This window comes from Citrobacter sp. Cpo109 (genome assembly GCF_030332565.1).
In the GTDB taxonomy this organism is placed as follows: domain Bacteria; phylum Pseudomonadota; class Gammaproteobacteria; order Enterobacterales; family Enterobacteriaceae; genus Citrobacter; species Citrobacter portucalensis.
In genome coordinates this window covers 1-629 of record NZ_JAOWHQ010000007.1, presented here as the reverse complement: position 1 = coordinate 629, position 629 = coordinate 1, and the positions used below count along the sequence as shown (strand labels likewise).

At 44.8% G+C, this 629-nt stretch carries 2 pseudogenes; both read right to left on the bottom strand.

Going from position 1 to position 629, the window contains the following annotated elements:
• Window positions 1-288: pseudogene (locus OGY71_RS00045) on the bottom strand (putative type VI secretion system effector); the annotation flags it as partial.
• 23 nt (window positions 289-311) lie between these two features.
• Window positions 312-629, bottom strand: a pseudogene (locus OGY71_RS00040) (putative type VI secretion system effector); the annotation flags it as partial.

Here is a 629-nt window from a genome sequence, read left to right as displayed (position 1 = left end):
TGTCACCACGCCACTGACCTTTATCAGCGGGGCTGGCGGGGGCAGTACCGGGTCCGGTGGCATATCGGCCAGCGCTTTTGCCAGCTGTTTTTCTTCATGATACAGTTCCGCCAGCCTTTTTTTATGCTTCTTCTTGCCGTCCGATTCATAGTGCGCAATGGTTTGTCTTAATTTTACCCATTCCCTGCGCTCCCGGAGATAATTCTCCTTCACATACCCTTTCCCCTTCTCCAGACCCCGGATATAAGCTCTGGGCATATCGGCGAACAGTTCGTCATCTTCTGTCATAGTATTTAATCTTTTAATTCCAGCTAATAGTAAAAAAACCACCATCCTGATGTCATTACCCGCACAGATTTTCCATTTTTTTTGAATTCTTTTATTCTTCTGCGTTTTAATCTTCGCAAATCAATATTGGTCACATTATCCCAGCCAGCAACAGTCAATATCTCTTCCGTCAGCTGTTCTTTCGGGAAAGGATGTCGTCGCCAGATCGTCCATATTGCGGGCAGGATATACAGAAAGGTCCCCATGGTCAGAAACATCGTAACCCCGCTCACTATTTTTTCAGTAACAACCCAGCCATCCTGGTAAATAAACACTACCAACATCGTAATAATTAACAAAAT